Raw genomic sequence first — 26,326 nt, 5'->3', positions numbered from 1 at the left:
GCAGTCTTCGCCCGTGAAGGCACCCCTTTAGCACGAGGGTCCTGCCGCATCATCAATCGCGCGCCGGGACGCGGCTACCCCGTCGGCTCCATCAATCGTCCCGGCGCCGTCCATGTCGCCCATACCTGTGATGGGCGGAAACGTGTCGGACCCGGCGGTCGGAAAAATCACGTCGATGATTCGTTGCAAGCGCAGCGCGCACGCCGACGCCTCGCCAGGCGCATTGGCCGGCATTGTTTCCAGCAGATTGACGAAGGTAGCGAGGAACGCATCGACAACAGGCGTCTCGCGATCGTTCCGGCTTAGATAAGCCGCGTAGCCGAACACCGCCTGGATGAACTCGACCTGGCGAGCATCGAACTGCGCGGTGTCCAGCGCTTTGGCAGCGTCCGCTTCCAACCCGTAAGAATTCAGCGCAACGGGCAACCGAACGGAGGAAAATTGATTCATGGGCAGCCCTTGAAAACGCAGGAGCCCACTTCTCTGGGAATTGGCCTGCCCATGGATCGTACGAGATGCGCAGCTATGCTATGAATGTAGAATTAATTTAACGCATATCATGATTTTATAAATTTTTCATTCACCCAAGGTCGCGTCAAATCAATTTGACACCTTTATAGCTATCGGACACGATGAACGATTGGACCACCCTATTCGACGATGTAAAAGCGAAAGGCCAGTTCGGTAGCGATGCCCAACTGGCGGACAGTCTTGGCCTGACCCGCGCTCAGATCTCGGCTTGGCGAACCGGCAAAAGCGACCTGGGCACACTCACCAAGCTCAAGTTGCTCGACGTGCTGGGCCACACCGACCTGCGCGTCGCGGTACTCAGCCTGATGCCCGAGAAAAACCGCGAACAGTTGATCGCACAGCACCTGGCGCTCGCCGAACGCGTAGCCCGGGGAGCGATGCCGTATCAGCCGACGGAACCCGAGGCGTTCCCGGATCCGATACAGCAAAACCAGTTGCTCGCGGCTTTGCCCGTGGAAGAGCGGGAGCGTCTCACGCCTCACCTTACCCCCGTCACATTGCCGCTGGGGCATACGCTCTACGAGACTGGAGAGCGGCTGAGCCACATCTATCTGCCCACCACGGCCGTGGTGTCGATGCTGCATGTTATGGAGAACGGCGCTTCGGCGGAAATTGCGGTGGTCGGCAAGGACGGACTGCTTGGGGTTGCCCTCTTCATGGGCGGCGAGACCATGCCGAGCCGCGCCATCGTGCAAAGCGCGGGTGGCGCCTATCGGCTCAGTGGCGAAGTGGTCCGCAAGGAATTCGCGCTCGGTGGCGCGGTACAACGCCTGTTTCTGCGCTACACCCAGGCGCTGATCACGCAGATGGCGCAGACCGCCGTCTGCAACCGACATCATTCGGTTGCACAGCAATTCTGCCGCTGGCTCCTGCTGACGCTCGACCGGCTTGAATCCAACGAGATCCGCATGACCCAGGAACTGATCGCGAACATGCTGGGCGTGCGCCGAGCGGGCGTTGCAGAAGTGGCCAGCAAGCTGCAGCACGATGCCGTCATCCGTTACCGGCACGGCGTGATCGAGGTGCTCGATCGACCCGCGCTGGAGAGCCATGCCTGCGAATGCTACGGGGTCGTCAAACAGGAATGCGACCGGTTGTTCGCCGGCCCCTGAACGACTCAATCACAGCGATGCCCTGTTGAACGCCGATGGCGAATTGTGCGGGCGCAGCATCTGTCCTGCTACAAGCAATCCCCCCAAAATTCCTGGATAATGCGCGCTACCATCGCCGTAGAGGGCCCGTCTGAGGTCCCGCGCCGACACGGCACCTGCCAGGTAATCCGTTTAACGACACACAAAATCTAGGGGATCTTGTGGAACCAAACTCTCCAGCCGGCCGCTCCTGGCTATGGCTCATCCTGCTCATCCCGTATATCGCGTTGTTATGGCTGCCGTTCTATAACGACACGCGCCCGTCGTTCGCCGGCTTCCCCTTCTTTTACTGGTACCAGTTTCTGTGGGTGCCGCTTACTTCACTGCTGATCTACGTCGTGTATCGAGGTTTCAAATGAGCGACGTGATTCCAGTCAACCCGGTCGCGATGGGCGTATTCATTTTCTTTTTCCTGCTGGTCACGGTGGTTGGTTTCTTTGCCGCGCGCTGGAAGGCAGGTGACCTGACGCAATTGCATGAGTGGGGGCTCGGCGGCCGCCAGTTCGGCGTAGTTATTTCGTGGTTCCTCGTCGGCGGCGATTTCTATACGGCGTATACCGTGATCGCCGTGCCCGCACTCGTGTATTCGGTAGGGGCGTACGGCTTCTTTGCGCTGCCGTACACGATCATCGTGTACCCGTTCGTATTCGCGGTCATGCCGAAGCTGTGGAAAATCGCGCACGCCAAAAATCACATTACCGCGGCGGACTACGTGCACGGCGAGTACGGCGGCAAGTGGTTTCCGGCTGCGGTGGCGCTGACCGGCATCGTTGCGACCATGCCTTATATCGCGCTGCAACTGGTGGGCATGCAGGTGGTGATCAAGGGGCTCGGTGTGAACGGCGAAATGCCGCTGATCGTGGCCTTCGTGATCCTCGCGCTGTACACGTACACCAGCGGCCTGCGCGCGCCCGCGATGATCGCCTTCGTCAAGGACATCATGATCTACATTGTCGTGATCGCGGCAATCTGGCTGATTCCGTCGAAGCTGGGTGGCTACGGCCAGGTGTTCGATGCGGCTGATCATTACTTCAAGGCGAAGGGCGGGGCCACCGGCATCATCCTCAAGCCGACCCAGTTCACGGCCTATGCGTCGCTTGCACTTGGCTCGGCGCTCGCTGCGTTCATGTATCCGCATACGATGACCGCGGTGCTGTCTTCGTCGTCCGCTGGCACCGTGCGCAAGAATGCGATCTTCCTGCCGGCCTATACGCTACTGCTCGGTTTGATTGCATTGCTGGGCTACATGGCGATTGCCGCCGGCATTCACGTGAAGTCGGCCTCGGATGTCGTACCGACACTGTTCGGCACGCTGTTCCCGTCGTGGTTCGTGGGCTTTGCTGCCGCGGCGATTGCGATCAGCGCACTGGTACCCGCAGCGATCATGTCGATTGGCGCGGCGAATCTGTTTACGCGCAACCTGTGGCGCCCGATCGTGTCGCCGAACATGGCGCCGGGTGCCGAAGCATCGACGGCGAAGATCGTCTCGCTGGTGGTGAAGTTTGGTGCACTGCTGTTTATCGTGTTCCTGCCGACCCAGTATGCGATCGATCTGCAGTTGCTCGGCGGCGTGTGGATCCTGCAGATTTTCCCGGCTATCGTGTTCTCGCTGTACACACGCCGGCTTAACACGCCGGGCCTGTTCCTCGGCTGGCTGGTGGGCATCGTGCTCGGTACTGGCCTCGCGATCTCACAAGGTCTGAAGCCGGTGTTCGCGCTTCATCTGGGTGAATCAACGTATCCGCTGTATATCGGACTGATCGCACTGGCGGCGAATATCGTTGTGACGTTTGTGGTGTCGTTGGTGACACCTAAACGGGCTAGCGTCTAACACCGCTTGCAACCCGCCTAAGGTCTTTCACAGACCGCTTTGACTGGGCGCCCTTTTCTGCGGCGCCCAGTCATTCACCCGCTAGCCTAGTGCTTCGGCTGGAACCCAGGCTCACCCATCTGCCACAGCGCGAACGACCACTCATCGGCAAGCTGGTTCGCCCGTTGCGTCATACTGGACCCCATCCCGTGGCCCGCGTCATAGTCGATCCGCAGTAGTACCGGACGACCGCTGCTCGTCGCTGCCTGCATGCGCGCTGTCATCTTCAGCATGTGCCATGGCGCCACGCGCGGATCGTTCGCGCCCGTCGTGAACAAGATCGCCGGATACGGCGTGCCATCGTGGACGTGTGCATACGCGCTCATTGCGTACAGACCATGGAAACCCGGCTCGGTCGACGATGAGCCCATCTCGGGCACATTCGGCGGTCCATTGGGTTCCGTTTCGAATCGCAGTGCATCGGACAGACCCACGTCGTCCAGCACCACACGGAACAGACCCGGGTTGATCTCCATGGCGCCGCCCATCACGATGCCGCCCGCACTCGCGCTATTCGCAGCCAGGTACTTCGACTGCGTGTAGTGCTGGTCGATCATGTACTGAGCCGACGACGTGAAGTCGAGCATGGTGTTGATCTTCGTGAGCTTCTGACCTGCACGGTGCCACGCATCGCCATACTCGCCACCGCCGCGCATATGCGACACGGCGATGATGCCGCCATGCTTGATCCACGCTTGCCACTGCGGACGGTAAACCGGATCCATGGACAGGCCGTAGCTGCCGTAACCGAACACGATAGTCGGATGCGAGCCGTCACGCTTCACGCCCTTCTGCGCGATGATCGAAACCGGAATGAGCGTGCCGTCATAGCTGGTTGCGAATTCATCGTGTGCTTCGACATCGTCAGACTCGGTCTTCGAGGCCGGAATCAGCCCCGTATCGCTCGCGCTACTCGTCTTGGGATCGTAGGCAATTTCGCGCGGCGCCTTGGTCCAGCCCTGCAGGTTGAACATCACGCCGGGCGCGCGCGGATCGGTGCTCAAGTCCCTGACGGTGCCGGTAAACGGCAGCGTGATGGTCTGGCTATCCTTGCCGTCGAACGACACGCGTTGCAACTGGAAACTCGCGCCTGCACGCTCGCCGACGTACATCGCATCGCTCGCGAGGTCAAACGCGTCGAGTACGTTCGGCCCTTGAGGCACCACCACATCCGCAAGCGCAAGATCTGGTTTTGCGAGCGGCATGGAGAGAATCTGGAAGCGCGGCGCATTCTTCTCCGACAGAAGATAAAGTCGGTCGCCACGCAAATGCACATCCGTCACGCCATCTGCCGTGTCGGCGATTTTCTTCCAGGGCGTATCGGCACCATGGATCTTGTCGAGCGGCACGACGTAGAAGATGTTGGGGTTGTTGTCCATGTTGTGATTCACAACCGCCACCGCATACGGCGAGTCGGGTGACAGCAGGACGTAAGTGCCCTGACCTTCGGCCACATCGAGCTTTGCCGACACGCCGCGCCCAAACACCGCCTCGTCGCCATCGCCGTTCGTGTTCTGACCGAGCATGTGCACGTACGTCACCGCGTTGTATTCGCTGAGCGCGGGCGGCGTATCAGGACCGGCCTTCGGATAACGCAGATAGAAGAACGACTGGTTGTCGTTGCGCCAGGAGACGACACAGTCGCTCGTGCGATCAATGGATTCGGCCAGATCGTTGCCGGTCTGCAAGTCCATCACGTGCAGCACGCTCTTTTCCGAGCCGCCTTCCGAAACACCATAGGCCACATAGCGGCCATCCCACGACGGCGAGTACCAGTCGAGCGCGTAGTGATGAGCACTATCCTTGGCGAGCTTCGCCGGGTCGACGAGGACGTGCTCCTCGCCTTGAACCCCGTCGCGATACGCGAGCTTGGGCAATGTGGCGCCCGGCTCCATGACCTCGTAAAAGATGCGATCGCCGCGACGCATGAACTCGCTGCGCTGCAGGTCGTCGCCCATCAACGCTTCGATGTTCTTCGCCATGGCCGCGCGGCCGGGAATGCGGTCGAGCACGTTGCGGGTATAGCTGGCCTGCGCCTTCATCCAGCTCTGGACTTCTGGGTCCTTCAGATTCTCCATGTAGCGGTAATTGTCGACGACGGGCGTACCGAAGTAGGTATCCGTTACCGGCCGCACGGGCGCGACCGGCGGACTATCCGCTGCGCATACGCTACCGGTGGCAGCAAGTAAGCTGCTTGCAAACGCTACAGCCAGGAGAGGCTTTGTTGATTTCATTCGGGCTTCCAAAGTAACGAGGCGCCGAAAGATTACTCCCACTCCTGTCCGTTCGACTAGGGGGTCAAAATACCAAGGGTGACATCGCTTACGTCTAGCTTGCCGGATTGCTCCAGTCCGTCAGCCCTTCCCGCGCGTTCAATTCGACAAACGATGGCATGGCACGCAAGCGGTTGATATAGGTCCCAAGGTGCGGCCATGCTATTGCCTTGCGCGGCATGTTGCGCGACCAGCGCATCAGCATCACCGCCAGCATGTCCACCGTACTGAGCTTGTCGCCGACCAGCCATGCGCGATCGTCGGCGAGGTGGGCATCAAGGCGATCCCAAGCCGCTTCGATACGCCGCCGCGCCAGTGCCTGGACCGCCTCGGCGCCTGCGGGATCGCCGTCGCTATCGGCATAAAACCAGTCGCGCATGGCGGGCAACACGGTGTTGGCAAGAAACACCATCAGTTCATACCACTCGGCCCGATCAGGCGATTCGAGGTCTGGCGCCAGACCCGCGTCGACGTGGCGCTCAGCCAGCAACATCAACAATGCGGCCGATTCATGACGCGGCACACCGTCGATCACCAGCGTCGGGACTCGACCCTCCGGGTTCAGGCGCAGATATGTGGGATCGCGCTGGGCGCCAGTGTCGATATCGATCAGCCGCGCCTCGAACGGTATGCCCGCTTCGATCAACATCCAGTGGACTGCCATGCTGGCCGCACCCGGCGAGTAGTAAAGCGTGTAGGTCATGGATCGACTCCGTCAATGAAAGACCGCTTCGGTTTGGCCGTTGTTTGTACCGGCGCTCTTGGACAACGCATGCATTCTGATCTAACGTGCGCGGGTTGGACGTCATGCGTTTGCGATGCCGTTTGAATACGTGGAGAGACAGCGCCGGATAGATCATCGGATAGCGTCTCCGCTCATGCAAGAAAATCGTAAAGACTTTGCCAGCCAACCACGCGAGACAACGCTTCACCTAAACACGAGGTATGCATGCTTTTCGACCCAACCCGCCACGAAGCGCTGCAAGCGCTTGAATGGGACGAGTCCCGCGTCAGACAGACGATCGCCCGAATCGTCAGCAACACCGAAGCCCATCGCGCCGCGCACGGAGGCTGGCCGGTCGATCCGCGCGACGACGAGGACGCGGACGCGCTCACCCCACTTGCACCGCTTTACCACGGCGCATGCGGCGTGGCGTGGGCGCTCGATTACCTTGAGGCCGTGGGTGCGGTCAAGCTCGAACGTAATCCGCTGGAGCACGCCGATTCGTTATGCGCCGCGAATCGCGCATGGCTCGAAGCCAACGACAGCACCGATTTTTCATCATGGCTGATGGGCGAGACGCCGTGGCTGATGCTCGAATACGGCCACGCCCCGACCGCGCCGCTGGCTGACCGACTCGCAGAACTCATCGCGCAGAACGTGGATAACCCCACGCGCGAACTCATGTGGGGCTCGCCCGGCACACTCCTCGCGGCGGCCTTCCTGCACGAGCGCACGCACGACGAGCGTTGGGCTGAGTTGTTCCGCATGACAGCGGACCAACTGTGGTCCGAGTTGAAGTGGTCGGAGGAACACGGTTGCCACTACTGGACGCAGGACATGTACGGCACGCAGTCCACGTTTCTCGACGGAGTGCACGGTTTCGTCGCAACGGCGCTGCCATTGATCCGAGGCCGGCATCTGCTCGATGCAGATCGTTGGCGCGAATGGGAGCGCTGCATCGTCAATACCATCCGCAGCACGGCGACGGTGGAAGGCGATCAGGCGAACTGGCGAGCGTTTCTGATTCCACCCGAAGGCCGCACGCCGCGCATGCTCATGCAGCTATGCCATGGTGCGCCGGGATTTATTGTTTGCCTCGCGCAGTTACCGAGCCGTGAACTCGACCCGCTGTTGCTGGCGGGCGGGGAAGCGACATGGGCAGCGGGGCCGTTGATCAAAGGCTCCAACCTTTGTCACGGTACGGGCGGTAACGCTTATGCGTTTCTGTGCCTCTATCAGCGCACCGGCGATATCAAATGGTTGAACCGCGCGCGGGCATTCGCAATGCACGGCATCGCGCAAACTGAGGCTGATGAAGCGACCTACGGAAGCCTGCGCTATTCGCTATGGACTGGCGACCTTGGCTTCGCGATCTTCCTGTGGGACTGCCTGCGCGGCGCGGCTTCATTTCCAGCAATGGATGTGTTCTACGCCGCGAGGACATGAGGCGCGTGCGGGACGGCACGTGGGGATCGAGGTGCCCGTCCTGGTCGCGGCGCAGCGTGGTGCTATTTGTTCTGCCGCTGCTGTCCGTTGCAAATGCGATTTCAGAGAATCACCCGCGCGCGTCCGCGCTCAAACTCTCATTGCGCGGCCGCTCAGACGCGGTACTTGCCTTGCCCCGCCGCCCGCTCTGCAGCAGATAGACGCCGCTGAGTATGCACGCCATGGCGAGCAGTTGCAGCGGCCCGATGGCTTCCCCTGCAAACAGCATCCCCATCAGCAACGCGACCACCGGCGGAATGTACGTCACGCTAGAAGCGGCGAGCGCACCGAGCCTTTGCACGATGAAGTAGTAGAGCATGTAAGCCAGCCCGGTTCCCAGCAACCCCAATCCAAGCACCAGGCCAGCGAGCGCCCCGGTATGGGCGGTGATGCTGGTGATGCCGTGAAAATCGGTCACGCAACTGATGACGAGTAAAGCGAAACCGATCTGCCAGGTGGTAAGCGCGAGCGGCGACAGATTCAGCACGGTTAGAAAGCGCCGTGCATAGGCAAATGAGCATCCGACGCTCAACGATCCCGCCACCATGTACAGCACGCCGTGCCGGTCGACACCTGCCCCCAAGCCGGTCCACGGATGCGCGATCAGCACGACTCCAAGAAAACCGCATAGCACGCCGCCGATCATACGGGCCGTCGGACGTTCGTCTCGTAGCAGTACCCACGCGCAAACAAATGAGAACAACGGAATCGCCCCGCTCAACATGCCAGCCACGCTCGACAGAAGCAACGACGCGCCCTTCGCGAACGCGTAGTAATAGACGGCGGTAGCGAGCAGCGACATTACGATGAAGTGATGCGCGTGCCGCAGATGGCGCCACTTGAGGGCGCGCGTCGCCAGGGCGTACACAAGGATCGGCAAGAAACCGAATAGCACGCGCAGAAACACGATCTGGGCCGGCGAGATCCACTCGCTGGCCCACCTCATGAACAGGAAGTTGCTTCCCCAGATAAGGCCGAGCGCAGCGAAGGCGAGATAGGCGGGATTCATGTCAGGGAGCCTTGTACAACCTTGCGATGCCCCGATTGTGTCGGCGCCCCCGTTGCGGTACAAACGATTAAATTTCCCCGATGAGATAGCAGAACTATTCCATGCGCGCCATCCCACCCCTGAAGGCCCTACTGGCGCTAGACTCTGCAATGCGCCTTGGCAGTTTTACTCTAGCCGCCAACGAACTCAGCGTGACGCCTGGCGCGGTTGGCCAGCAAATCCAGAAGCTGGAAGACTGGCTGGGTACCGCCCTGTTCGTCCGGCAAATTCGCCAGGTGACCCCCACGGCGGAAGGCCGCGCCTATTTCGCGCAAATTCAACCGGCCATCGCGCAGATCGTCGAGGCCAGCCGACGCGTGCGTGAAGGACGCAACCAGGGCGTGCGACTGTCGATGCCGCCTAGTCTTGCCGCCAAATGGTTCGCCCCGCGCATGACAGACTTCCTGATCGCCCATCCGGGGATTCCGCTGGACCTGAGCACATCGACGGCCTTCGTCGACTTCGATCTCGATGCGGTGGACCTTGCCATTCGATACTTCAACGGGGTCGATGCCGGGCTGTCGGTGCATCTGTTGTATGCGGACGAGGCGCGCGTCTATTGCAGCCCCGGCTACGCGAGGCAACTGAAGCTCAAGCGCCCCGCCGATCTGCAGCGCGCCACGCTGCTGCATAACACCTTGCATCCGCACTGGAATGCATGGCTCACGCAGTTCGGCGAACTCACCAGCGCGCAGATCGACAAGATTGCTGGACTCCATGTCGACCAGTCCCTGATCGCCATCGAATCCGCCGTGCGGGCGCAGGGTGTAGTGCTCACGAGCGCGTTGCTGACGCAAGCCGAAATGGCGAACGGCTCACTGATCGAACCGTTTGAGGAGGCATTGCCGTTACCCACTGCTTACTATCTGGTGCACCCGCGCACGACGGAACTGCGGGCAGGCGCGAACACGCTGAAGGCCTGGTTCCTTGAGACTGCGGCGGCGTCCCGCACAGCCGAGCGGACCGATTAGCCCCAAATTCGCCAAAATTTCACGATGCGGAATGAACCCTTGCACTACAAAAAATCGTGGTGCATGGCACAAATCGGCCGTTTCGCAATGCCGTCCGACGTTCCACAATACGAAATAAGCATCATAAATAATTGATTTTTAAACGTAATTTTTATCTCAACCAACCCACGACCCGCGCTCTCCCAGCGCCTCTCCGGCGTAGACTCTTTTACATGAGCCGGCGGTAATGCGGCGGGATCGGAAGCCCAAAGGCGCCCGGTCCGCAACGATCAGAGATTCGCTGTTTCGCGCCTCGTATGCGGGACAGCCATGGAACCGTGTTATTTCATTGAGAACTGGGAGACTAAAATGGAAGGCTTTCGCTTTGGCTCGACGGAAGGATCGTTCTACATCATGCCCGGCAAGGACGGCTGGGAAGCGTCGTTCGGTAACGAGAAACTCGGCGCTTTCGCCAGCCCGCAACACGCGGCTGACGACCTCGCCCGTGGCGTGTGCTGCCCGCATCTCTCTGAAGCGGACACGTCCACGCTTGAAATTCCCGAGAAAATCGCCGACTGGGAAATCGTTCACGTTTAAATACGTGACGTCACGCCCAAAGCACATCGTTGTGCGGCACCACTGCGCAGATATGCCACGGGCGGGCCGACGGTTCGCGCGCTCAGTCATGCTGAGTGACACTACCGTACAGCCCGCCCGTGGCGTTTCCTGATGCGTGTATCTGCGTCTTAAGTCTTACGCGACTGAGTCCACGATCTTGTTGAGCGTGCCACTCGGACGCATGGCCTTGCTCGTCAGTTCGACATTCGGACGGTAATAACCGCCGATGTCCACCGGCTTGCCTTGCGCTGCGCCCAACTCAGCAACGATCTTCGCTTCGTTCTCAGCCATCGCCTTTGCGACGCCCGCGAACTGGGCCTGCAATGCCGCGTCTTCCGTTTGCGCGGCCAGTGCTTCAGCCCAGTACATCGCCAGGTAGAAGTGGCTGCCACGGTTGTCGATACCACCCACCTTACGTGCCGGCGACTTGTCGTTGTCGAGGAACTTGCCGGTTGCCTGATCGAGCGTCCTGGCCAGAATCTGCGCCTTCGGGTTGTGGTACGCGTTGCTCAGGTGTTCGAGCGAAGCGGCCAGTGCCAGGAATTCACCCAGCGAGTCCCAACGCAGGAAGCCTTCTTCGACCAGTTGCTGAACGTGCTTCGGTGCCGAACCGCCGGCGCCGGTTTCGAACATGCCGCCACCGGCCATCAGCGGAACGATCGACAGCATCTTCGCGCTCGTGCCCAGTTCCATGATCGGGAACAGGTCGGTCAGGTAATCGCGCAGCACGTTGCCGGTGACCGAAATCGTGTCCTTGCCGGCACGGATGCGTTCGATCGAAAACTTCGTCGCTTCGACCGGCGTCAAGATGCGGATATCCAGACCGCTGGTGTCGTGGTCCTTCAGGTACTGCTCAACTTTCTTGATGATCTGCGCATCGTGCGCGCGAGCGGCGTCCAGCCAGAACACGGCCGGCGTGTTGCTGGCGCGGGCGCGGTTCACGGCGAGCTTGACCCAGTCCTGGATCGGCGCGTCCTTCGTCTGGCACATACGGAAGATGTCGCCTTCTTCGACCGCTTGCTCCAGCAGCACCTTGCCGGCAACGTCGGTGACGCGAACCACGCCATTCGACTTGATCTGGAACGTCTTGTCGTGTGAACCGTATTCTTCCGCAGCTTGCGCCATCAGGCCGACGTTGGGCACGCTGCCCATCGTGACCGGGTCAAATGCGCCGTGCTTCTTGCAGTCTTCGATCACCGCCTGATAAACGTCTGCATAGCAACGATCCGGGATCACTGCCTTGGCGTCGTGCAGCGCGCCGTCAGCGCCCCACATCTTGCCGGACTCGCGAATCATCGCAGGCATCGAAGCGTCGACGATCACGTCGCTCGGCACGTGCAGGCTCGTGATGCCCTTGTCCGAGTTGACCATCGCCAGATGCGGGCGTTGTTCGTACTGTGCCTTGATGTCCGCTTCGATCGCGGCACGCGTCTCCGCCGGCAGATCCTTCAGGCGTGCGTACAGGTCGCCGATACCGTTGTTCGGATTGAAGCCGACCTTGGCCAGCGCATCCGCGTGCCTGGTCAGCACGTCCTTGTAGAACACCGAAACCACCTGACCGAAGATGATTGGGTCCGAGACCTTCATCATGGTTGCTTTCAGGTGCACCGAGAACAGCACGTTGTTGGCCTTGGCGTCGGCGATCTGCGCTTCGATGAAGCTGCGCAACGCGTTCTTGCTCAGCACCGACGCGTCGATGATCTCGCCTGCCTTAACAGCCGTTTTCTCTTTGAGCACGGTCTTCGTGCCGTCAGCTGCCGTCAGTTCGATCTTCACGTTGCCGGCGTCGGCGATCAGCGCCGACTTTTCGCTACCGTAGAAATCACCGCCAGTCATATGGGACACGTGCGATTTCGAATCCGCGCTCCATGCACCCATCTTGTGCGGATGCTTGCGTGCGTAGTTCTTGACTGACAGCGGTGCGCGGCGATCCGAATTGCCTTCGCGCAGCACGGGGTTCACCGCGCTGCCCTTGATCTTGTCGTAGCGTGCCTTGACGTCTTTCTCTTCGTCGGTCGTGGCTTCGTCCGGATATGCCGGCAGCTTGAAGCCCTGATCGCGCAGTTCAGCGACGGCGGCCTTCAGTTGCGGCACCGAGGCACTGATGTTCGGCAGCTTGATGACGTTCGCTTCCGGGCGCGTGGTAAGTGCACCCAGTTCGCCGAGGTCGTCCGCCCCCTTCTGCTCCGCAGTCAGATAATCCGGGAAAGCGGCGATGATCCGGCCGGCCAGCGAGATGTCCCGCGTTTCAACGGCGACGTCGGACGAGCGCGTGAAAGCCTTGACGATCGGGAGCAGCGAGTAAGTCGCCAGAGCTGGCGCTTCGTCGGTAAGGGTATAGATGATCTTCGGCGATGTAGACATATCTGAGGCGTTGCTAGGTGAAAAGATAGACAGAGCGTGGGTAGCGCTGAGCCAGCGAGGTTGCACCGTTAAAAGAATCCACCCCCGGAGCCGGGCGCGACCCACGAAACGACATTTGCGGCGCGCCCGTGAGTATAGGCGTGTTTACCATAACTCGCTTCGCCACCTTGACAGCTGAAAGGGCGTTCCGGCGGGATTGGGCACGGTGAATGGGCGGTTTTTCGGTGCCTGAAGCGGCCTGTTTCCGGTGTATTTGCGGTGTAACTCCACCCCATTACATAGCGCCGGAGCGACTCGAACGCGCCTTGCCAGCGTCCCGGGACCGCCCATTCTGCAAGGCTTGCGCGAGGAACTAGCTTCGACGAGCCTATGGTACGCCTTACCGGATATCGGGCGACGACCCGCTGCAAGATATTTCATCGCATCCGGGAAGAGACTGTTACAGGCTGCGCCAAACTTGCGCGGCGCGAAGCCAGCCCGCGACTGAGTTGGCCACGGCAAAATTCGCCGCACCGGCTTGCAATTGGCTAACGAGGCGGTTTCCTGCATGCCAATGCGCAAACGGCGAACCGGAGCCATGCGTCATGACCTGGGACCTACCGAGGCACATCAGCATCACTGCGACCTGATCGCCGTCCGCATCGCCTGCCTGGCGACGCCGTGAGCGAAACGCGGGCGAGTCCATAGCATGGAACGCCCGCTGCGGGGACTTAGCCCTGTGCCGCGGCTTCCAGCAAGCCGCGTTTTTCCAGCATGGGTTCGACCGCAGGCCCGCGTCCACGGAACGTCTTGAACGCGGTAGCCGGATCAATCGAATTGCCCACGCTGTAAATCCACTTCAGCAGGCGCTCAGCAGTATCACGATGGAACGGATCACCGGCCTCCTTGAAAGCAGCATAACCGTCTGCCTCCAGCACCTCGGCCCACATATAGACGTAGTAGCCCGCCGCGTAGGAATCGCCGGAGAACAAATGCTGGAAATGCGTCAGATAGTGGCGCATGCCAATATCCTCAGGAATACCAAGCTTTTCCGCATACTCCGCTTCGAAGCGGGCGAGATCGACCGGTTCGCGATCGGTGCGCGCGTGCAAGGCCATATCGATCAACGCGGGGCCGACATACTGCACCGTCGTGAAGGCCTGGTTGAACCGGCTTGCCGCCTGCAATCGATCGAGCAGCGCCTCGGGAATCGGCTCGCCGGTCTCGACGTGCCGCGCGTGACGCAGCAGAACCTCGCGCTCCGCGCCCCAGTTCTCGAACAACTGCGACGGCAGTTCAACGAAATCCGCGAGGACGTTCGTGCCTGCGAGCCGCTCGTAGCGCACGTTCGACATCAACCCATGCAGTCCGTGGCCGAACTCGTGAAAGAGCGTACGGATATCTTCGAAGCCGAGCAGTGTAGGTGAGCCCTTCGCGAAGTTGTTGTTGTTCAGCACGATGGGCAAGGTGCCGCCATCGATGCCCGACTGCGAGCGCAGGATGCTCATCCATGCGCCGCTGCGTTTGGTCTGGCGCGCGAAGTTATCGGCGATGAACACGCCAATCATTCGTCCTTCCGAGTCCGCTACTTCCCACAAACGCGCATCGGGATGATAAAGCGGCACGCCGTGACGTTCCGTGAAACGCACGCCAAACAGACGCGACGCGCAATCGAACATCGCCGCCTGCATCGCATCGAGCGAGAAGTACGGCTTGACCTGGGCGTCGTCGATGGCAAAGCTTTCCTGACGCACCTTCTCCGACAGATAGCGCCAGTCCCATGCCGCGATCGGCGTCGGCTGGCCGAGCTCCTTGGCAAGCGCCGTCAGGCGTTCGCGGTCGTGGAGCGCTTTCTCGATTGCCGGCTGCCACGCGCGCTGCAGCAATTCGTCCACCGCCTCGACCGTAGGCGCCATGCGATCTGCCAGCTTGAAGTCCGCATACGTCGTGTACCCGAGCAACGCAGCCTGCTCCTGGCGCAAAGCGACAATGCGCTCGGCGACCGGCAGGTTGTGGTACTCACCGGCATGAGCCCCGCGCTCGCGGCGCGCACGCCAGACGCGTTCGCGCAGTTCGCGCCGCTCGGAGAATGTCAGGAACGGATCGGCCAATGACGGCGACAACGTGATGACGTGAGTGCCCTCGGGCAAGCCCCGCGCACGCCCCGCCTCCAGTGCCGCCGCGCGGACAAACGTCGGCAGACCAGCCAGGTCTTCCGGCATGGTCAACCTCAGCGAAAAAGCCGCTTCGTCCGCGAGCACGTTCTGGCCGAACTGGGTGTAAAGCCCGGCCAGTTCCTGCACGATGACCGCAAACCGCGCCTTCTCTGCTTTCGCGAGCGTGGCGCCGGCCCGTTCGAAATCCAGTTGCAGGCGTTCAAGCAGCCGCGTCTGCTCAGTGGTCAGCGAAAGAGGGGCGGGCTTCTCGTAGAGCGCGTGAAGGCGACCAAGCAGCGCCTCGTTCTGGTAAATCGCGTTTTCATGCGCCGCGAGACGCGGCGACAGATCGCGCTCAATCGCCTGCAGCGCGGGCGAAGTCTCGCTCATGACGAGATTCCAGAACAGATGTTCGATGCGGCGCAAGCTGCGCCCGCATGCGTCGAAAGCGGCTGCTGAGTTTTCGAAGGTCGGGGTGTCGCTGGCCGTGGCGATCGCTTCGATCTCACGGGTGTGCTCCCGCATCGCGGCGTCAAATGCTGGGGGGAAATGCTCGGGCAGAATGCGGTCGAACGGCGGTAAGCCGTAGGGGGTCTGCCATTCCTCGAGTAGAGGGTTGGTTTCTTGCGAGAGGGACATGGTGGTTTCCTTAACGCGGGATCACATTCTAGTCCTCGTGTGACCCTACTTGCAGAATTGACCTAGAGGCGCCGTTCGAGCGGGATCAAGGCGCAGCCTATCGAGCGACTTCGCCTCCCGACGGGCTCCCCCAGGCCAAGGACGCGCGTCTAACGCCCATTCTTGAGAGACGTTTTCTTTTTTGGCAAACGTTTGCGCAATGCCTATCAAGTTACCGCTCAAGGTGCCGAAAACGCGTTCATAGGCTCGAGGACACTTAAGGGAGGCGCGTCTCATGAAACAGCTGTGGTTCTGGGGGGCGCTTTTCGCCCTGAGCGGATGTGCGCAACTGCCGCCGGTGGCAGCCACTCAACCCGAAAAGCCGCCCGTCTCGACCGACATCCTGACGTTTACGATTCCCCCGGATGCGCTCGGCGCCCGCGATCCGCAACTGACTGCCGTATTGGGCAAGGCCGGCGCACTTGCTGCGTCGCAAAAGCAGCCCACCACGATCCTCGTGACCGCATTGGGCCAGGACCTGACGTATCTGAACCAGGCCATCTGGAGAGGCGTGCCGACGCAACACACGGTGAAGCTGAGCCTCGACAACCTGACGGCAGGCGCCAACCAGCCGTACACCGTGTCGATCAGGCCAACGCCATAAGGAAGCCGCGCGTATGAATCGCCTCATCGTCCTCGCCTCGGGCCTGCTGCTCGCCACGTCCGCGCTTGCAGGCCAGCCTGCAAGCCAGCCGGCTAGCGGTGCGCAAGCAGTCACCGTCGCGTCAGTATCGGCGGCGCCCAACAAGGTGTACCCGCCGCTGCCGACCTTAGCCATGCTGCCGCCCACTACGGGCGACGACGAGGACATCGCGCCTCGACCAGCCGCGCGAAAAAAGAAGTCACGTGCGCCGGAGCGTAGGCTTACAGCCCCGCCAGCACACCTCGTCGTATCTGACGCATCGCGTGCTTATCTGGGCGGGATCGAAAAGCAGCTTGATCTTGCGCTCGATTCCGGTTCGGCCAGATAAGCCGTCGTTGTTCAACGCAAGGCTGCGATCCATCCGGTATCGCAGACACACGGAGGCATGATTCGTGTTGACCCGAAACCTGTTCGCAGCGCAAGGCGTATCCCGCTGCAAGCGCGTTTTCAGCGCCCCGATTTATGCAGCACTCGCGCTCTCGCTGTTCTGCGGCGCATTGCGCGCGGAAGATTGCTTCAATCAGGCTGCAGCCTATCAAGGCGTGAATCCTTCCGTGCTGCGCGCTGTCGCCTGGTTTGAATCGAAGGATGATCCGGGCGCCATCAACCGTAACGCCAACGGCTCGATCGACGTCGGCCAGCTGCAGATCAACTCGGTGCACTTCAACGATCTCGCGCGCCAGGGCGTGCCGCATCGCGCGCTCACCGATCCATGCGTCAACGTCTACGTGGCCGCATGGCTGCTCAAGCAGAAGATGGTGAAGTACGGCAACACATGGCGCGCCATCGGGGCGTACCACTCGGAGTCGCCCAAAGAGCGCGACGCCTATGCGCTCAACATTCAAAAGATCCTGGTGACGTGGGGCGAACTGCAAGCGTCGCGGTAGGTAAGATGGGCTGCTGACGCACGGGCTTGCTGTGCGGTGTTTGGGTGCGGTGTTACGGCGTTTCACCCTTTAGTTTTGCAGGCCAGGTATGGGCGTTGCTGCTCACGTGGTATCTCTATGCCTGACAGGAGAACACCGTGACGAGCCCATCCAGTGATGCGCACGAGGAATCCGGCAAGCCTGCCGACGAGCCGCCGAACGACATCTCAAAACCGATTGGCGACGCCATCCCGACTCCGGTCGAACCCGGTCTGAATGAGCCATTGCCCGAGAAGAAGCCTGAGAATGACGAGGTAGACGACAGTGGCACTGCAACCCCATGAGGCACGCTGACGCCAGTTGTAAACGCTGACGCCTGCTGTTAATGGTGATACGGCAGTAGTTTGCGCGGCGGCTGGACGACAGGCGCTGGGGCGGGCGCTCTGGCGTCCTCAGCCTCTTGCATGGCATGTGAGAGGATCCGCTTTGCATCCACGCTACCCGAATCGATCACGATCGCGGTGCCCGCGTTGTGCCAGGCGCAAATCCATCGACCACTGAGTTCACAATTGCGCGCGGCTTGCAGGACGGCATCGCGCTCCTGCTCGCGCGCGCTCATTGTCGCGTCCAGACTTTGTGCGTCCTGGTTCTTGGGCTGCGCGGCAAAGGCTGCGGTCAAGTGTGACCTTGCTGCGGAGACATCGTCCTTAGCCAGCATCGCACGGGCCAGTTGCAGATTCCGGTTGACGTCATGACTGGTTTGCTCGGCGCTACTCTGTGCATCACGTTTGGCGACAACCGTGGGATGCGGTGAGGATGCCGAACCGCGTGACGCAGTGGTTGAGGCCTCGCGCGATTTCGGCGCGGTCGGCAGGGGCAAAGCGCTCGGCTTGTTGATCGCGATTGGGTTGGACGAAACGCTAGCTTGCCTGGACGCTGACGGCTTCGTTGCCGCGCTCACTTGATTGGACACCGATGGTCCAGTCACGACGCTCACCTGGTTGGACCCTGACGGTTTGGCCGTGACGCTCGCCTGATTGGAAACCGAAGGACCCGTTGCGGCGGCTCCCTGCGTCGTCACTGAGGGCCTGGCTACGGCATTCGTTTGATTAGAGCCCAAAGGCCTCGTTGCGACGGCTGCTTGTGTCGTCACCGACGGCTTGGCTGCTGCACTCACTTGATTGGATCCCGAGGTCGCGGTTGCGACGCCAGTTTGAGTGGACACTGAGGGCTTGGCTACGACGCTCGCTTGATTGGATACCGAAGTCCCGTTTGCGACGCCAACTTGAGTGGACGCGGACGGCTTCGCTGCTGCGCTCACTTGAACGGATACCGAAGAGCCGGGCGCGACGCTAGCTTGAGTGGGCACGGACGGTTTGACTGCGACGCTGGCTTGAGTCGACACCAACGGCTTGGCTGCGATGCTCGCTTGATTGGAAACCGAAGCCCCGGTTGCGACGCCAGTTTGGCCGGAAACTGGGGGCTTGCCCACAACACTCAATTGACTAGAAAGCAATGGCCCGTTTGCGACGCCAGCTTGATTGGACGCTGACGGCTTGCCTACGGAACTCAATTGATTGGATACCAGAGGCCCGGTCGTGACACCAGTTTGACCGGACGCCGAAGACTTAGCCCCAGCTTGAACGGACACAGCCGGACCGCCCACAGCGCCTCCCGTATCCGCAGCAGGCTTGGCCACGAGCGGCGCAGGCGCAGTCGCTCTCTCGTGCGGGCCGGTCTGCACAGCCAGGCTCTGCACCTCTGGCTTCGATGCTGCAGAACCCGATAGACCCGGCGCAGCTTCTGCCGACTTCAGCTCCGCCTGTTTCGGTTCGCCCTGCTTATGATTGGCCGGCCCAGCCTCAACCAGTTTCGGCGGAGCCACCACTTTTGGCGTGGCACCTGCCTGTGGACCCGGAGGCATCGAAACCGCCGGTTGGGCCGTCCCCGCCATCACCGCACTCTTTGAGGACATCGCAACAGGCGGCGTTGCCTGCTGCGTCGTGACCGAGCCGAATGCCGCTTTCGGAACCACCCGCTCTGGTCTGAGCAAAAGATACGCACCTGCCACGCCGGCGACCAGCAGCAAGCCTCCCGCCACCATGAACCAAAGCTTGTGGGATGATTTCGGCTCCCGCCACGGGTTGTGCCTCGCGTAAAACTCGTCATCGGCGACACCCGCAGCCGAGTTCCAGGCCGCCGGGGCCGCCAGTTGCGGCTGAACCGACGCTTGCGGCGCGGGGAGCCGGGCGCTTGCGGACGCAGCCATCGGCGGATACCAGCCGAGCGGATCTGACCGGCTTGCTCCACACGAAGGACAGGACAGCAAATGGGTGGCCACCGTCACCCCGCAATGACGGCATTGTGTCGAATCATCCTGACCGGAAGCGAAATCACTTAGCATTGGCCGACCCGCCATTTACGTTGCGAGAACAGACATGTCCGCCTGGTGGAGCGCGATACTCACCACCGACGACGAGGGCGTCTGGCACGACTGGCGTTATCAATAATGGTTTTTCTAATTGGGAAGCGTCCGTTAATGAATAACCGGACTAAGAACAATATGATCTGCTTGCGAATAAAGATCAATCGGCCATTTCGGACAGTTGGCGGATCGATGATAATCAGCCTGTAAATCAGTCTAAATCGGATACTATCCAGCACACGCAAATGTTGCGCGACAGCACTGACAAAACAGCGCACACTTCGTTTGATGCTCGAACATTTCGACGAGCACACATGCTAATGGGGAGCCCAGTCATGGCAAAAGGTCAGATGCGCAGCAATCGCGAAGTAAAGAAACCGAAACAGTCAAAAAAGCCGACCCCGACCACCTTGCCTTCGGGCGCAACGCCGATCCGGGTGACGCCGGCACCGTCGGCCACGCAGAAAAAGCATTAAATCCGCGCTGGCAGCGAGAGCATTCCGCTATCGCTGCCGAGGCCGGATGAGCGGCGCGCATCGGATGATTCAGTCCGTTGCGCGCCGTTTTGCTTGACAGGCGCCGCCGCGCGCCAGCTTGAGCAGGAAACCGGCCCGGCGACCGCGTCGAATACATTAGCGCCGCAGTTTTGCGACAATAGCGCCTTTGCCGCGCCTGTCCGCGCCGCTCATCCCACGTCTGCGCCGTCTGACGTGACGTGCGGCAAGGTCGAGGAAGCGCTTCGCAACCCCCATCAGACCGGTAGCGGTCCGCTCAATGGCACTTCCCCATATCGAACTGCTGTATTCCGTGTCCGGCCTGTTTGTCGGCTTTCTCGTCGGATTAACCGGCGTCGGCGGCGGCTCGTTAATGACGCCGATCCTCGTTCTCCTGTTCAAGGTCCACCCCGCGACGGCGGTCGGCACCGATCTGCTGTACGCCGCCGCCACCAAGGCGACCGGTACGCTGGTCCATGGCCTTAAGGGTTCGGTGGACTGGCAGGTGACCACGCGACTCGCCGCCGGGAGCGTCCCCGCTGCCACCGTGACCTTGATCCTGCTGCATCGCTACGGCATGGACTCGCCTGGCGCGAGCCGGCTGATTCAGATCGTACTCGGCGCAGCCTTGCTGATCACGTCCGTGGCGCTCGTGTTCCGGCCGCAACTCGCGAAGCTCGGCGCGGGCCGCGAGAGTGCGCTGACGCAGGGCCGCACGCTGGCCCTGACGGTGCTGACGGGCGCGGTGCTTGGGGTGCTGGTCTCGCTGACATCGGTGGGTGCGGGCGCGATTGGTGTGACGGTGCTGTTGCTGCTGTATCCGCGGCTGCCCACCACGCGCATCGTAGGCTCGGACATCGCGCACGCCGTGCCGCTCACCCTGCTCGCAGGGGCCGGCCATTGGCTGCTGGGATCGATCGACTGGTCGATGCTGCTGTCACTGCTGGTGGGGTCGCTGCCAGGCATCGCGATCGGCAGTTTCCTGTCTTCACGGGCGCCGGACGCGCTCTTGCGCAACGTCCTCGCCGCCACGCTGACGCTCGTCGGCGTGAGGCTGGTGATGTCCTGAATCCCGGCTATTTGAAGAAGCGGCAGTTCAGGTCGGTTTCAAACTGCCGCACCCAGTAGCCGGCTTCGTCGGCGCGATACGACTGCGCCCAGCCGCCACGGCGTATCGTCACGAGGCGCCGGTGGTGAGCGAGATCGTCCGGATCGGGCGACTCGGTGACCTCAAAGTGCGCCGGCGCAAAGCCATGCCGCGCGCATACCAGCTCGAACGCTGCCCGTTCGCCGATCGGCAGATCGGTGTAGTGCTGAAGGGTCGTGTCCATTTTGGCTCACTCCGGGTTCGCTCAGGGTTGGCTCCGGCTCCACAAGCTTCACACTACGCCTCAAACAAAGAAAAGTGTGTGTCATAGCGCACCACCGGTGGGCCTGCTGCCAGCCGTTTCGCAATGTCACGTTGCGCCTCCTTTCAGCGCCAATAAAAAACGGGTCTTGGCCAATGGCCAAGACCCGTTTCGGGCATACGTAAACGCGGCGCACCCGGACAGCGGGCACGATCAGGACACCAGGACGGCGCGCGGCACACCCAGCCGGATTCACCTTCAAACTCTGCGAAGGCTATCAGTCCCGGCCCGGCTTCGGGCCGCCCCGCGCCCTGACTGGTGCGATTAGTGCGGGATTACTACCGTCAGCTTGTTCGTCACCGAGCTTACGCCAGCAACACCCTGCGCAACCTGAGTCGCTTTGTCGATCTGGCTTTGGTCAGGCACCGAACCAGTCAGCGCCACTGCGCCGCCGCGTGAGCGCACAGCGATGTTCGACACGTCGATACCCTGAGCCTTGGCAAGCGCGCTGCGCACTTTGCGGCCCAACGCACGGTCCGCCTTCTTGACGGTCTTGGCGCTCGGTGCAGCCATTGCACCCGATGCCATTGCATCGCTTGACTGTGCGTACACATTGCAAGCGACAACTACCGCCACTACACCACCCAGCGCCTTCAGAAAATCGACCGATTTCATGACTTCTCCTTTTTACTTCGGTTATGACCGCATCGAAAAAGCGGCTTCGTTACGACTTCTGGCGGCCGTTGCGCCGGACGCGACGAGGCGCGGCCTGGCAACAGCCAAGTTATGGCTTTAACACGGAGTGCGAGAGGCGAGAGGGGCCGGCCTGGATCACCTTCTGGGTGACACACAGTCCGGCATGCTGCGAAGTTCGTCAAGGCGCCCGGTTCTCCTTTGTCGCGCCGGGTCGCGTTGTGCAAACGTTGAATCGCAGCAACGATGCACAATTTAATCTACACGCGCCAGAAGCGCAAAGGGTTTAGCAGGATGCGGGGCCCATGCGTGGCGTGGCGTTCACGAATTGTTACGGGTTTGTTAAACCATGGCACGGCGCGGCAGGCCGCCGCGGCGCCAATCTCATGTACCATCGGCGCGAGCGCGCCCCGCATGACGCAGGCCGTGTGCCGCTGTGCAGGCGCCTCCGGGCCGGCCTGCCATGTGGGCTTGGGGCGGCGCTGCCCGGGTCACGGCGCGCCCAGGTTCAATCAATTCACTGAACGGCCAGAGCCGTCACGCCAGCCCATGAAGTCTTCCAACGGCCGCAAACCTCCTCGCCTTGTCGCCCGCTTCGTGGCGATTTCGTGGCGCGATCTGGCGGTATCGTTCGGTCCGATCCTGCTGATCAGCGTCGCCGCGATCTGGTTCGCGGTGCGCCTGATCCAGCCCGCGCCGCCGAACACGCTGACCATCACGACGGGCCCGCAAGGCAGTTCGTTCTGGAATGCGGCACAGAAATACAAGACGATTCTCGCGCGCAACGGCATCACGCTCAATGTGCTGACCTCCAAAGGCTCGGCTGAAAATCTTCAGCGGCTGTCCGATCCGCATAGCAAGGTCGACGTGGGCTTCGTCCAGGACGGCATCACGCCCGGCCAGCCCATAAACGGCCTGATGTCGCTGGGAAGCGTGGCGTACGTGCCGCTGGCGCTGTTCTATCACGGTCCGACCGTCACGCGGCTATCCGAATTCAAGGGGCAACGGCTCGCCATTGGGGCTGAAGGCAGCGGTACACGCGAGCTGGCCCTCGCACTGCTCAAGGCAAACGGGATCGAGCCGGACGGCACCACCAAACTGCTGCCGCTCTCCGGCGATGAAGCCGCCCAGGCGCTGGTCTCGGGCAAGGTCGACGCGGCATTTCTGACCGGCGATTCTGCCCAGCCGCCGGTGATGTACAAGCTGACGCGCACGCCGAACGTCCAGTTCTACAACTTTACCCAAGCTGAAGCGTACGCCCGCCGCTTTCCTTATCTGACGCAAATCCATATACCGATGGGTGCCTTCGACTTCGGCAAGAATCTGCCCGCGGCGCCGATCCAGATGGTGGCGCCCACCGAGGAACTGGTTGCACGCGACTCGCTGCACCCAGCGCTCTCCGATCTGCTGATCGAGGCCGCGCGGGAGGTGCATGGCAAGGCCAACCTGCTGCAGCACGCCGGTGAATTCCCCGCCCCGCTTGCCCACGACTTCCCCATCAGCGACGACGCCGCGCGCTACTACAAATCGGGCAAGAGCTTCCTGTACCGGATGCTGCCGTTCTGGATCGCGAGTCTCGCCGACCGGCTGCTAGTGGTAGTCGTGCCGCTGGTGGTCATCCTGATCCCGGCGTTGCGGCTGGTGCCGTCGCTGTACGCATGGCGGGTGAAATCGCGCATCTACCGCTGGTATGGCGCGTTGATCGCCATCGAACGCGGCGCACTCAGCGAGACCTCCGCCGAGGAGCGCCAGTCGCTGATCGAGCGGCTCGACACGATCGAGGAATCCGTCAACGGGCTTAAGATGCCGCTCGCCTACGCTGACCAGTTCTACGTCTTGCGCGAGCACATTGGCTTCGTTCGCACGCGGCTCACGCAAGGGCGCGACCATCCGTATGATGCGGCGCATTCTCATGTTGCGCAGAATGAATCGGACGATGCTGGCAAGCCGTCCGCCTCGCCGCCGCAAACGGCGTGAGGGTCCCAGATGGCTTACGGGCGGCATATTTTCAGCGGGCGCTGAAATTCAATCCGACCCAGCACGCGAGTCCCGCTCCGCGTAAGATCACATCAGACTGGATGGTTTAGCAGACGCGCGTAGCAGACGCGTGTAACGGACGCGTGTGATTCGCAGCGAGCCATCCAGTTCCGAGCAATCCGGGAGACATCTATGACCGATGGCATCGACGCCACGCAACCGTTGTGGTTTTACGACTTTGTCTCACCGTTCACGTACCTGTTGCTCGAGCAACATGACAAATGGCCGGGCTTTCCGTTCGTCTTTACGCCAGTGCTGCTCAACGAGCTCCAGCAGCACTGGGGCCAGCGCCCCGCCTACGGCGTGCCCGCCAAGCGCGTCTATGCGTACCGGCACGCGCTGTTTCGCGCCGAGCAATTGGGCATTCCGTTCAAGATGCCGCCGGCGCATCCGTTCGATTCGATCAAGCCACTGTTGCTCGCCGTAGCGGCCAAGGCTGACGTCCAATGCGTACGGGAGATCTTTCGCTTCATCTGGCGCGAAGGGCGTGACCCGTCAACCGATGAGGGCTTCGCGGCGCTGTGCGAACGAGTCGGTCTGCCGGACGGTCCCGAACTGATCCAGCGCGAAGAAACCTTGGCCCAACTGAATCGCAATACAAAGGACGCCATCGAGCTAGGGGTGTTCGGCGTGCCGACTTTCTGGCTCAATGACCAGTTGTTCTGGGGTGAAGACGCACTGCCGATGGTGCTGTACTGTGCACGCACACCGAACTGGCTCGAGTCGCGGGAAGTGAAGCGCATCAGTTCGTTGCCCTCGGGTCTGAAGGTCTGACGCGCCCGGCGCTTCGTTACGCCGAAAGGCAATTGTTGGCTTGACGCGGTGCGTGCTCCCCGCTGTGATCCCGGCCATACCGCGCCTGCTATGGCCGACGCAGCGCAAACAGGCCTAAGGTTATGGTCTTCGCGCACCGCTGCGTGAGCCGTCTGGCAAGCGGCTCCGTAATGCGTATCCTTGAAGTCTGATCCGCCCACCTGATCCATGGACGACGACACCGCCGCCTCCCTCGATATCTGGCTCGTCCGCGTGCTGCGGACGCTGCTCGTCGAGCGCAGCGTCACGCAGACGGCGCAGCGCCTGAACCAGACTCAGCCCGCCATCAGCACGGCGCTGCGCAAGCTGCGCGAGACGCTCAACGATCCCATCCTCGTGCGCGGCAAGGCTGGCATGGTTCCGACCGAATACGGCGAATCGCTGCTGGCGTCTGCGCAACGCGTTCTGCGCGAAGTGGATTTTGTCGCCACGCCGCACGGCGATTTCGATCCGGGCCGCACGCGCCGCACGTTCCGGGTTGCGGCGCCAGACTATCTGAACGACTTTTTCATGCCGACCGTGATCGCGCAGTTTCGCGAAGCGGCGCCGCACGCGCGCCTCGAGATCGATTCGCTGAATCCGACGCTCGACCACGCCGCCGCGCTCGATGCCGGCGAGCTGGATCTCGTGATCGGCAACTGGCCGAAGCCGGATACGCGCTTCGAGAAGAGCGATCTGTTCTCCGACACGGTGGTCTGTCTGATGCGCGCGGACCATCCGCTTGCGCAGGCGCCGATGACGCGCGAGACCTATCTGGCGGCCCCGCACCTCGCGCCAACGCCCTACAGCGGGGCGAGCAGCGGTGCAGTGGATACGGGCTTTGCACGGGCTGGCGCGCAGCGCCGTATCGTGACGACACTCCCATACTTCGGCCTCGTGCCGCAGGTGTTGCTGCAATCGGATCTGATCTTCACGACCACGCGCCGTTTCGCCATCCACTACGCGAACATGCTGCCGCTCGCGGTGGTCGACGTGCCGATCCCGTTTCCACGCATCAAGTGTTATCAGTTGTGGCATCCGCAACCCGACCGACCAGGCGATATTGGCTGGCTGCGTACCTTGATGTCAGAGGTGTCCGATCTGCTGGTGGCCCAGAAGACGCGACGTGCGAAGCGGGCGCCGGATGCGCCGCGTGGGATGGCTATTCAGGGACGCTGACGACTCGAGGATCAGTCACGT

The 26,326-nt window shown here is 61.6% G+C and carries 23 protein-coding genes; 14 read left to right on the top strand and 9 right to left on the bottom strand.

The window, feature by feature from the left end; translation table 11 throughout:
• Positions 1–27 precede the first annotated feature (27 nt).
• A complete protein-coding gene (locus WCA85_RS07830) occupies positions 28–450 on the bottom strand; it encodes a hypothetical protein (RefSeq protein ID WP_424062630.1) in 423 nt (140 codons plus the stop codon).
• 182 nt (positions 451–632) lie between these two features.
• Here WCA85_RS07830 and WCA85_RS07825 point away from each other — a divergent pair, with 182 nt between their 5' ends.
• The 3 genes from WCA85_RS07825 to mctP all read left to right on the top strand — a co-directional run bounded on the left by WCA85_RS07825 (position 633) and on the right by mctP (position 3,513).
• The gene (locus WCA85_RS07825) at positions 633–1,643 is read left to right on the top strand and encodes a Crp/Fnr family transcriptional regulator (RefSeq protein ID WP_424062628.1); all 1,011 of its coding nucleotides are present in this window, start codon (positions 633–635) and stop codon (positions 1,641–1,643) included.
• 200 nt (positions 1,644–1,843) lie between these two features.
• Positions 1,844–2,041 carry a DUF3311 domain-containing protein gene (locus tag WCA85_RS07820; RefSeq protein WP_424062626.1) on the top strand — a complete coding sequence of 66 codons (198 nt, stop codon included), beginning with the start codon at positions 1,844–1,846 and terminating at the stop codon, positions 2,039–2,041.
• Positions 2,038–3,513 carry a monocarboxylate uptake permease MctP gene (mctP, locus tag WCA85_RS07815; RefSeq protein ID WP_424062625.1) on the top strand — a complete coding sequence of 492 codons (1,476 nt, stop codon included), beginning with the start codon at positions 2,038–2,040 and terminating at the stop codon, positions 3,511–3,513. Before WCA85_RS07820 ends, mctP begins: the two co-directional genes overlap by 4 nt.
• An 86-nt stretch (positions 3,514–3,599) precedes the next feature.
• Here the strand turns inward: mctP and WCA85_RS07810 are convergent, their stop codons facing one another.
• Together WCA85_RS07810 and WCA85_RS07805 are read right to left on the bottom strand one after the other, a co-directional pair.
• On the bottom strand, positions 3,600–5,786 hold the full coding sequence (locus WCA85_RS07810; RefSeq protein WP_424062623.1) for a prolyl oligopeptidase family serine peptidase: 2,187 nt from the start codon (positions 5,784–5,786) through the stop codon (positions 3,600–3,602).
• A 94-nt stretch (positions 5,787–5,880) separates the two neighbouring features.
• Positions 5,881–6,528: a glutathione S-transferase family protein gene (locus WCA85_RS07805; protein WP_424062621.1), complete on the bottom strand. Its 648-nt coding sequence runs from the start codon at positions 6,526–6,528 to the stop codon at positions 5,881–5,883.
• Between the two features lie 246 nt (positions 6,529–6,774).
• On the opposite strand from WCA85_RS07805, the gene WCA85_RS07800 reads away from it, so the two are divergent.
• Positions 6,775–7,995: a lanthionine synthetase C family protein gene (locus tag WCA85_RS07800; RefSeq protein WP_424062620.1), complete on the top strand. Its 1,221-nt coding sequence runs from the start codon at positions 6,775–6,777 to the stop codon at positions 7,993–7,995.
• 109 nt (positions 7,996–8,104) lie between these two features.
• Here the strand turns inward: WCA85_RS07800 and WCA85_RS07795 are convergent, their stop codons facing one another.
• Positions 8,105–9,043: a DMT family transporter gene (locus WCA85_RS07795; RefSeq protein ID WP_424062618.1), complete on the bottom strand. Its 939-nt coding sequence runs from the start codon at positions 9,041–9,043 to the stop codon at positions 8,105–8,107.
• Positions 9,044–9,144: 101 nt separating this feature from the next.
• Here WCA85_RS07795 and WCA85_RS07790 point away from each other — a divergent pair, with 101 nt between their 5' ends.
• The gene (locus WCA85_RS07790; RefSeq protein ID WP_424062616.1) at positions 9,145–10,053 is read left to right on the top strand and encodes a LysR substrate-binding domain-containing protein; all 909 of its coding nucleotides are present in this window, start codon (positions 9,145–9,147) and stop codon (positions 10,051–10,053) included.
• A 348-nt stretch (positions 10,054–10,401) separates the two neighbouring features.
• Entirely contained in the window at positions 10,402–10,629 is a 228-nt protein-coding gene (locus WCA85_RS07785; RefSeq protein ID WP_424062614.1) for a hypothetical protein, read from the top strand.
• 156 nt (positions 10,630–10,785) lie between these two features.
• On the opposite strand, the gene WCA85_RS07780 is transcribed toward WCA85_RS07785, so the two are convergent.
• The gene (locus tag WCA85_RS07780; RefSeq protein WP_424062613.1) at positions 10,786–13,014 is read right to left on the bottom strand and encodes an NADP-dependent isocitrate dehydrogenase; all 2,229 of its coding nucleotides are present in this window, start codon (positions 13,012–13,014) and stop codon (positions 10,786–10,788) included.
• Between the two features lie 710 nt (positions 13,015–13,724).
• The gene (locus tag WCA85_RS07775) at positions 13,725–15,788 is read right to left on the bottom strand and encodes a M3 family metallopeptidase (RefSeq protein WP_424062611.1); all 2,064 of its coding nucleotides are present in this window, start codon (positions 15,786–15,788) and stop codon (positions 13,725–13,727) included.
• Between the two features lie 274 nt (positions 15,789–16,062).
• Between WCA85_RS07775 and WCA85_RS07770 the strand changes: the two genes are divergently transcribed.
• From WCA85_RS07770 to WCA85_RS07755, 4 genes are all read left to right on the top strand, one after another.
• Positions 16,063–16,431: a hypothetical protein gene (locus tag WCA85_RS07770; protein WP_424062609.1), complete on the top strand. Its 369-nt coding sequence runs from the start codon at positions 16,063–16,065 to the stop codon at positions 16,429–16,431.
• 13 nt (positions 16,432–16,444) lie between these two features.
• Positions 16,445–16,798, top strand: coding sequence for a hypothetical protein (locus tag WCA85_RS07765; protein WP_424062608.1), 354 nt, complete (start codon positions 16,445–16,447; stop codon positions 16,796–16,798).
• 130 nt (positions 16,799–16,928) lie between these two features.
• The gene (locus tag WCA85_RS07760) at positions 16,929–17,357 is read left to right on the top strand and encodes a lytic transglycosylase domain-containing protein (protein WP_424062697.1); all 429 of its coding nucleotides are present in this window, start codon (positions 16,929–16,931) and stop codon (positions 17,355–17,357) included.
• Between the two features lie 137 nt (positions 17,358–17,494).
• On the top strand, positions 17,495–17,680 hold the full coding sequence (locus WCA85_RS07755) for a hypothetical protein (protein ID WP_424062606.1): 186 nt from the start codon (positions 17,495–17,497) through the stop codon (positions 17,678–17,680).
• 38 nt (positions 17,681–17,718) lie between these two features.
• Here the strand turns inward: WCA85_RS07755 and WCA85_RS07750 are convergent, their stop codons facing one another.
• Positions 17,719–18,309 (bottom strand): hypothetical protein, encoded by a 591-nt coding sequence (locus WCA85_RS07750; protein ID WP_424062605.1) that lies wholly within the window; start codon positions 18,307–18,309, stop codon positions 17,719–17,721.
• Positions 18,310–20,535: 2,226 nt separating this feature from the next.
• On the opposite strand from WCA85_RS07750, the gene WCA85_RS07745 reads away from it, so the two are divergent.
• On the top strand, positions 20,536–21,324 hold the full coding sequence (locus WCA85_RS07745; RefSeq protein WP_424062603.1) for a sulfite exporter TauE/SafE family protein: 789 nt from the start codon (positions 20,536–20,538) through the stop codon (positions 21,322–21,324).
• A gap of 7 nt (positions 21,325–21,331) precedes the next feature.
• On the opposite strand, the gene WCA85_RS07740 is transcribed toward WCA85_RS07745, so the two are convergent.
• Entirely contained in the window at positions 21,332–21,586 is a 255-nt protein-coding gene (locus WCA85_RS07740) for a hypothetical protein (RefSeq protein WP_424062601.1), read from the bottom strand.
• A gap of 342 nt (positions 21,587–21,928) precedes the next feature.
• Positions 21,929–22,279 carry a BON domain-containing protein gene (locus tag WCA85_RS07735; protein ID WP_424062600.1) on the bottom strand — a complete coding sequence of 117 codons (351 nt, stop codon included), beginning with the start codon at positions 22,277–22,279 and terminating at the stop codon, positions 21,929–21,931.
• 567 nt (positions 22,280–22,846) lie between these two features.
• Here WCA85_RS07735 and WCA85_RS07730 point away from each other — a divergent pair.
• From WCA85_RS07730 to WCA85_RS07720, 3 genes are all read left to right on the top strand, one after another.
• Entirely contained in the window at positions 22,847–24,274 is a 1,428-nt protein-coding gene (locus WCA85_RS07730; protein WP_424062598.1) for a TAXI family TRAP transporter solute-binding subunit, read from the top strand.
• Positions 24,275–24,466: 192 nt separating this feature from the next.
• Positions 24,467–25,108, top strand: a complete 642-nt coding sequence (locus WCA85_RS07725; RefSeq protein ID WP_424062596.1) for a 2-hydroxychromene-2-carboxylate isomerase — start codon at positions 24,467–24,469, stop codon at positions 25,106–25,108.
• 207 nt (positions 25,109–25,315) lie between these two features.
• Positions 25,316–26,305: a LysR substrate-binding domain-containing protein gene (locus WCA85_RS07720; protein WP_424062594.1), complete on the top strand. Its 990-nt coding sequence runs from the start codon at positions 25,316–25,318 to the stop codon at positions 26,303–26,305.
• Positions 26,306–26,326 lie beyond the last annotated feature (21 nt).

Origin of the sequence: Paraburkholderia sp., from assembly GCF_049581445.1 — a bacterium.
Classification (GTDB): Bacteria; Pseudomonadota; Gammaproteobacteria; order Burkholderiales; family Burkholderiaceae; genus Paraburkholderia.
This window is presented reverse-complemented; position numbering and strand designations above follow the sequence as displayed.

What these genes read in the sequence shown, in the direction of transcription:
- WCA85_RS07785 (WP_424062614.1), top strand. Translation starts at nt 10,402, where the DNA reads ATGGAAGGCTTTCGCTTTGGCTCGACGGAAGGATCGTTCTACATCATG.
- WCA85_RS07780 (WP_424062613.1), bottom strand. Translation starts at nt 13,014, where the DNA reads ATGTCTACATCGCCGAAGATCATCTATACCCTTACCGACGAAGCGCCA.
- WCA85_RS07765 (WP_424062608.1), top strand. Translation starts at nt 16,445, where the DNA reads ATGAATCGCCTCATCGTCCTCGCCTCGGGCCTGCTGCTCGCCACGTCC.
- WCA85_RS07740 (WP_424062601.1), bottom strand. Translation starts at nt 21,586, where the DNA reads ATGGACACGACCCTTCAGCACTACACCGATCTGCCGATCGGCGAACGG.
- WCA85_RS07825 (WP_424062628.1), top strand. Translation starts at nt 633, where the DNA reads ATGAACGATTGGACCACCCTATTCGACGATGTAAAAGCGAAAGGCCAG.
- WCA85_RS07810 (WP_424062623.1), bottom strand. Translation starts at nt 5,786, where the DNA reads ATGAAATCAACAAAGCCTCTCCTGGCTGTAGCGTTTGCAAGCAGCTTA.
- WCA85_RS07830 (WP_424062630.1), bottom strand. Translation starts at nt 450, where the DNA reads ATGAATCAATTTTCCTCCGTTCGGTTGCCCGTTGCGCTGAATTCTTAC.
- WCA85_RS07800 (WP_424062620.1), top strand. Translation starts at nt 6,775, where the DNA reads ATGCTTTTCGACCCAACCCGCCACGAAGCGCTGCAAGCGCTTGAATGG.
- mctP (WP_424062625.1), top strand. Translation starts at nt 2,038, where the DNA reads ATGAGCGACGTGATTCCAGTCAACCCGGTCGCGATGGGCGTATTCATT.
- WCA85_RS07770 (WP_424062609.1), top strand. Translation starts at nt 16,063, where the DNA reads ATGAAACAGCTGTGGTTCTGGGGGGCGCTTTTCGCCCTGAGCGGATGT.
- WCA85_RS07725 (WP_424062596.1), top strand. Translation starts at nt 24,467, where the DNA reads ATGACCGATGGCATCGACGCCACGCAACCGTTGTGGTTTTACGACTTT.
- WCA85_RS07790 (WP_424062616.1), top strand. Translation starts at nt 9,145, where the DNA reads ATGCGCGCCATCCCACCCCTGAAGGCCCTACTGGCGCTAGACTCTGCA.
- WCA85_RS07795 (WP_424062618.1), bottom strand. Translation starts at nt 9,043, where the DNA reads ATGAATCCCGCCTATCTCGCCTTCGCTGCGCTCGGCCTTATCTGGGGA.
- WCA85_RS07775 (WP_424062611.1), bottom strand. Translation starts at nt 15,788, where the DNA reads ATGTCCCTCTCGCAAGAAACCAACCCTCTACTCGAGGAATGGCAGACC.
- WCA85_RS07720 (WP_424062594.1), top strand. Translation starts at nt 25,316, where the DNA reads ATGGACGACGACACCGCCGCCTCCCTCGATATCTGGCTCGTCCGCGTG.
- WCA85_RS07745 (WP_424062603.1), top strand. Translation starts at nt 20,536, where the DNA reads ATGGCACTTCCCCATATCGAACTGCTGTATTCCGTGTCCGGCCTGTTT.
- WCA85_RS07730 (WP_424062598.1), top strand. Translation starts at nt 22,847, where the DNA reads ATGAAGTCTTCCAACGGCCGCAAACCTCCTCGCCTTGTCGCCCGCTTC.
- WCA85_RS07735 (WP_424062600.1), bottom strand. Translation starts at nt 22,279, where the DNA reads ATGAAATCGGTCGATTTTCTGAAGGCGCTGGGTGGTGTAGTGGCGGTA.
- WCA85_RS07805 (WP_424062621.1), bottom strand. Translation starts at nt 6,528, where the DNA reads ATGACCTACACGCTTTACTACTCGCCGGGTGCGGCCAGCATGGCAGTC.